The sequence below is a fragment of the Streptomyces sp. NPDC111802 genome (assembly GCF_055634335.1).
The window spans coordinates 1-5,024 of the sequence record NZ_JBVKCZ010000138.1; the positions used below are offsets into that span (position 1 = coordinate 1).

At 66.5% G+C, this 5,024-nt stretch carries 5 protein-coding genes; 2 read left to right on the forward strand and 3 right to left on the reverse strand.

Going from position 1 to position 5,024, the window contains the following annotated elements:
* Window positions 1–536 precede the first annotated feature (536 nt).
* On the forward strand, window positions 537–797 hold the full coding sequence (locus ACZ7NC_RS44385) for a type II toxin-antitoxin system Phd/YefM family antitoxin (RefSeq protein ID WP_471497820.1): 261 nt from the start codon (window positions 537–539) through the stop codon (window positions 795–797).
* Window positions 794–1,039: a type II toxin-antitoxin system RelE family toxin gene (locus ACZ7NC_RS44390; protein ID WP_471497822.1), complete on the forward strand. Its 246-nt coding sequence runs from the start codon at window positions 794–796 to the stop codon at window positions 1,037–1,039. Before ACZ7NC_RS44385 ends, ACZ7NC_RS44390 begins: the two co-directional genes overlap by 4 nt.
* 646 nt (window positions 1,040–1,685) lie before the next feature.
* On the opposite strand, the gene ACZ7NC_RS44395 is transcribed toward ACZ7NC_RS44390, so the two are convergent.
* The 3 genes from ACZ7NC_RS44395 to ACZ7NC_RS44405 form a co-directional block, all read right to left on the reverse strand.
* The gene (locus tag ACZ7NC_RS44395) at window positions 1,686–2,039 is read right to left on the reverse strand and encodes an ANTAR domain-containing protein (RefSeq protein ID WP_471497824.1); all 354 of its coding nucleotides are present in this window, start codon (window positions 2,037–2,039) and stop codon (window positions 1,686–1,688) included.
* Window positions 2,040–2,418: 379 nt separating this feature from the next.
* A complete protein-coding gene (locus tag ACZ7NC_RS44400) occupies window positions 2,419–3,030 on the reverse strand; it encodes a hypothetical protein (protein WP_471497826.1) in 612 nt (203 codons plus the stop codon).
* 766 nt (window positions 3,031–3,796) lie between these two features.
* Window positions 3,797–4,003, reverse strand: coding sequence for a hypothetical protein (locus ACZ7NC_RS44405; RefSeq protein ID WP_471497828.1), 207 nt, complete (start codon window positions 4,001–4,003; stop codon window positions 3,797–3,799).
* Window positions 4,004–5,024 lie beyond the last annotated feature (1,021 nt).

Genomic DNA, 5,024 nt, shown 5'->3' on the forward strand with positions numbered 1-5,024 from the left:
GGGAGGCGCAAATAGGTATTGATCGAGTGTAACTACTCGAACCGATCAGGCCACACAAGCGACTTATGCACACAAGACGTTCCTAAACGCCCTCTAAGAGGTCCTGGCCCGAAGAGCAGTAAGGCGCAGACATGGCCGGTGCTCGGCAGGATTGGGCGTTTTTCATCCAGGCGGGTTCCCTAGCCCATATTGCGGGAGCTGTGGGGTCAACCCAGAAAACTGCACTACGCTCGATCAACCTGCACACACCACATACACGCAGGTCAAACAGCCACTGCCTCGCTCAGCCTCGCACTCCAAGCGCCCCGGCCACCACGAAGCCGGCAACCGCGCAGAAAGACTGGGCAGCGACAGACATCACCCTTCATGGCCCCCCTGGCTCGACGGCGAACCAGCCACCCCAACTCGGTAGCACCACCTCGTCATCGCCCGCCACGACCTGTTGCCCATGCGCTCATGAACCGGAACGGCGGGGGCACCCCTTCACCACCATTTGACGGCCCCATGAAAGTGCACACTTGTGTAACATAGTGTGCATGATAGAGACGACCTACTCAATCGTGGAAGCCCGAGCCCGCCTGGGCTCCATCGCCCGCGAGGTCAGCGCCACCCGCGAACCGGTCGCCATCACCGACCACGGCCAGATCGTCGCGATACTGGTCAGCCCCGCCGACGCCTTGGAACTACAGGAGCTGCGGGCGCTGGCCGCCTACCGCGCCCGCCAGGCCCGCGGCGAGGACGCCGGCGTCCCGCACGACGAGGCCTACCGCAGTGTGTTCGGTGAGGGGCCGGCGTGAGGTATGGGATCATCTGGGAGCCCGAGGCCCTCGCCCAGGCCGAGCGGTTCACCAAAGACGACCCCGACGGCGTCCGTCAAGTGTTCACCGCCGTCGATCACCTCGCCGACAACCCACGCCCCGAGGGCGCGTTCGGCAGCACCGACCTGCTGCGCATCCACATCGGCAGGTACCGGGTGATGTACGAGATCAACGACCAGCAGATCCGCATCAGCGTGATCCACCTCGGGCGCCTTCACTGAATCGGCACTGCGTACAGCGGACCTCCCCCAGAGCGGCGACCCGTCACGAGGTCGATCATGGACAGCGGCATGACGTACTCACATACGCGGCGGGAACCACCGTTCGCAGCCTGGGGAGCGTCACTCAACCTACGCGAACGGTTTCCCTGATCTGGAAGAGAACGGGTCGTCATGGCGCTGATCGTGTCAGCCCGCACCCCGGTCCGCCAGGTCATTCCGGCGCGACCGGCTGTGAACCTCCCGCCCCAGGCCTCGGACGGGGAAAGGGACACCCGCAGGTGGCGTGTAACTGGTGGGAGCGGACGCCAAGGCACGTCAAGTGTCGGTGGTGCAGGAGACACGATCGCCCGCACCGTGGGAGGGGTCGTGCAGCCTGAGCGCTTGTCAGGCCGAGGCGGCGGGTCGGTTGCGGCAGCGAGGACGGCGATGGTCGCGCTGCCTGCCCTCACCATTGTCGCCGCGGCAGTGTCGGTCGTCTTGCCCACGTGACTGGGCCGGAGCTCGAGTCTTGAGACATCCAACGCTGCCGGCCCCCGGCAGGTCGTGGGCCGTCGCCGACACCTACAGCCGTCCTTTGGCACCAACGGGAAGAGCTTTTCGAGTGGGTGCCGGACCATGTACGACTATCCGAGGACCTACTTGCGCCCTACGCGCCTTCGGTTCGCCGAGCGCGCCATGCCGCCACCGCCGCCGCCAGGTGGTCTTGGAGGCGGGCCGGTATCGGTTTGTGCTGCGTGGCGGCGACCACGGCTTCCGCCACATCGTGCAGTTTGGTGTTGGAGTGCTGGGACACCCTCACCAGCATCTGCCAAGCATCTTCCTCGGTACACGACCAGGTCGCCATCAGCACACCACGGGCCACGTCAATCATCGGCCGCCGCTCCAAGGCCTTCTTGAGCTGCTCCGTCTCCTCATACAGCAGCTCGGCCTGCTCGACGACCGGCAGCCCGGGAAGAGGTCCAACATGTTCCTGGTCCGCACGCTGCTCATCACCGGACATCTCTCCACGGCGGGGACCAGGGCCCTGGGGAGGTCGCATACCGGACGCCTTCCCCGCAACTCTCCCGCCCACACACGACTGCCTCGCGACCCGCGACCAGGCCGTGAGGAAGCCCGCTGGCCGACAGACGTGATGGCGTGGAGACCAGAAGCGGAGTCTGCTGCATAGCGATGATCAGCGAAAAGCGATCGCTGTGATGCCGAGCGGGGGGACTTCTGCACTGTGGCCGCTCTGACGACGTACTCGATCGCAGTAGAGGCGGCTTCCCCAGCACGCTGTCCGAACCAGAGAAGCCTGAGCGAGTCAGCCCCATGGGTGCACTGAAACCGCCTGTCCACCAAGTCCCCTGTGCGGCTGCTCCCACACGCCCATGAGGAAATCAGGCACCGCTGCACACGGTGGCCGCCGGTCGGTACGGACCCGCCGGTTTCTTGCTTCCGCGGTGCCGGACGGTCAGGTGCGGGGCTGCCGGCCGAAGAGTGCCTTGAGCAGGCCTGGCAGCTGGGGGGGGGAGGTCGCTGCGGCAGTCGGGGCAGTGATGGCCATCCTCTGGCGAGGCGTCGGTGTAACGGATGCCGGGAGCTCCCCTGAGGGGCTGGCCGCAACGCTCACAGGGGACGGGCGCCGCTGCGGCCGGGGTGGTCGCGGGCAGCTGCTGGGGGTTCGGCTGCCACTGGGCTGCCTTCTGCTGACGGTCCCGTTCCTCTTGCCGCTCGCGCTGGCGGCGGCGTTCAGCGTCACGGCGGTGCCCGGCCGCTTCGTCGTCGGGATTGGTGAGTGCGTCGGTGAGGGTTTCCCACTGGCGGTGGCCGCACCGCCACCACACGGCTGCGAGCGGGCCGTCCTGCTGTAGCCGCGGCAGCGTGGTGAACAGCAGCGGGAGCGCGTCGGCGTAGCTGTAGTAGCCGTCCCGCTCGCTGGACAGGGAGATCGCCATGTTCTGGTAAGTGCCGGCCCACACGTCCCTGGTGAGGTCGAGGATGCGGTTCATACGGTTCTTCAGAGCCTGCTCGCCGGTGCGGGCGCCGGGGTTGAAGACGATTGGCCACCGGCGGGTGGCCCTCGCGGCCGGTCGGCGGGTACAGGGTTCGCCACACTGGCACGTCCCGCCCCTGGGGGCCTTTCGCCGTCAGCAGGCACCTGCTGGCGGTGCGTTCGGTACAACGGTAAGTCCTGTTGATCTGTAGGGGCTTGGGAATGACCGCGAGCGAAGCGCCCAAGCGCGCCTTGGGGTACGAGAAGGTGGCTCTCATCTGGGCGAAGAAGGCTCAGGAGGACAGGCGGGGCAGGCGGGCGCAGCGGAGTTGGCGCAGACGTTCGCCGCACTGGCGATGTCTACTCGGATGGAACACATGCAGTGGCGCCTGCGGGTCCACGGTGATCAGCTCGAAGACGTGAAGAAGTCGATGGACATGCTCCGCCGCAAGCTGCCCGAACGGTGATGTCGGCACTGTCACCTCTGCCTGCCGTCACCGTACGACTCCATAAGCCAGGCCCCGGGCGCTGCGTGCGAGCCCGGGGCCCTTCGCTGTCCGGGTCTGCGGCATCGCACTGGAGTGCGCGTAAGCACTGGACACTGGAGTCCGGGGCCGCTCCCCGGCGGCCTATGTGGCGGCCGGATGGGCTCTACGAGACGGTCCAGCGGTTCGTAGAGGGCCCGTACGAGCCTGCGCGAGACATAGGCACTGGGGCGGGTCTTCCGGACCCTCCCGCTGGAGGCGTGCGGCCGCGGGCGGGAGGGGCGTTCGAGGCGCCAGTCAGTCGCCCGACAGAGTGCGGGTGATCAGGACGCGGGCCAGAATCCGGATGACATCGGCATGCGGATCGACCAGGGCTGCGTGCTCGCGGTGAGCCCAAACCGTCCAGCCGGGCCCGGACATGCCCAGCTCGTGGGCGACAACTACGGCGTCGTCGGGGTCCTCGATGGAACTGTCGCAGAGACAACACACGTGCAGCTCGGTCACGACGGGCTCCCGTCCCATCGGTGGCAGGCATCTGACGCTGTCCCAACTGTCAGCAGCCTTCCTGTCCGTCCAGGACGCGGCGGCGCTACGCGACAGCGGACCGGACAGCGACGAGTGGATCGAGAAAGCCGCTGCCCAGTTGGGGGTCCAGAGAGGGGGAGGAGGCAAGCCCCACCAGCTCCGAGGGGCCCGTCCGGTTCAGCGCCCATGAGATCGGCCGACTGCTGCCACTGACCTTCCCCCAACTCCTGCCGGACCAGCGGGTTACGCACGGCCTGGCCTGGTCATGCTGGCGGCGCTGCCACCAGCATGAGGCCCGGTCCTGCCACTGCCGGCACAACCAGCACCGGGCCGAGGAGCGGGCGACGGCCCGTCCACCACCCACCCGAACCCATTGAACTACCGCAGTCCGCCATGATCTCCAACTGAAAGGTCGGACACGGGGGTTTCCGGTTGAACGTTCTCGTGGTTTGCGTGGATGGGCAAGCGTGAGCGGGGCCTCTTTGTGCGGTAGCCCAATTTCTACCTGGATTGAGCGAAGTTCACGTGGTCGAGCGTAGATAGGCCGGGACGTATGCTCCACCGGCTTCTACGGGACGCCTGGCATGGAGGTACGGAAATCGGCAGAGCCCCGGGGTGTCGGCGTTGTCGAGTCGAATTGAACACTGCCAGCGGTCGGGGTCTGGTGTGTCACCGCCTTGACCGGCTCTTTCGGCTTCGCGAGACACGATGAAAAGGGTGGGGTGAGGCAGTTACTTGTCGCCGGTGGCGGGGGTGTGTGGATCTGTGTGGTGACATATTTTCGCCAGTCGCGGCCGGGTGGGGTTGTGAGGTGGCTTGGGGGAGGAGACTGGTCGGTGTGAGGAAGGCGGCTTGTTGGCAGCCGTCTCGCGAGGCGGGTGCTGTTGACGGTTCACCACTAGTGTCCTGCGCCAGTAGTTGATCGTTAGTTGTTGTGTGACTTCTGCTGCTGGTGCGTCAGTTCCTCGTCGGGGTCCGAAGCTGGAGCCGTTGCTGCTGT

What these genes read in the sequence shown, in the direction of transcription:
- ACZ7NC_RS44385 (WP_471497820.1), top strand. Translation starts at nt 537, where the DNA reads ATGATAGAGACGACCTACTCAATCGTGGAAGCCCGAGCCCGCCTGGGC.
- ACZ7NC_RS44395 (WP_471497824.1), bottom strand. Translation starts at nt 2,039, where the DNA reads ATGTCCGGTGATGAGCAGCGTGCGGACCAGGAACATGTTGGACCTCTT.
- ACZ7NC_RS44400 (WP_471497826.1), bottom strand. Translation starts at nt 3,030, where the DNA reads ATGAACCGCATCCTCGACCTCACCAGGGACGTGTGGGCCGGCACTTAC.